Genomic DNA, 214 nt, shown 5'->3' with positions numbered 1-214 from the left:
GGTGACGTGGTGAGCTTCGAGCTCAACGGCACCACCTACAGCGCCACTGTGGCAGCCGATGGCAAGTGGAGCGTGCAGGTAGCCGGCGCCGATCTGGCGGCTGAGTCCAACATCCATGCCACCCTCAAGGCCCATGACGAAGCTGGCAACGCCGTCGATGTCGAGGCTGACCGCCCGTACACCGTCATCACCCAACCGCTGTTCCCGTCGCTGA

Annotated in this window: 1 protein-coding gene; it reads left to right on the top strand. The window is 64.5% G+C overall.

What is annotated here, in order from left to right:
• Positions 1–214: hypothetical protein (locus IB274_RS29555; protein ID WP_192436309.1), on the top strand; the 214-nt coding region annotated here is incomplete at both ends.

This window comes from Pseudomonas sp. PDM18 (assembly GCF_014852585.1).
Classification (GTDB): domain Bacteria; phylum Pseudomonadota; class Gammaproteobacteria; order Pseudomonadales; family Pseudomonadaceae; genus Pseudomonas.
This window is presented reverse-complemented; position numbering and strand designations above follow the sequence as displayed.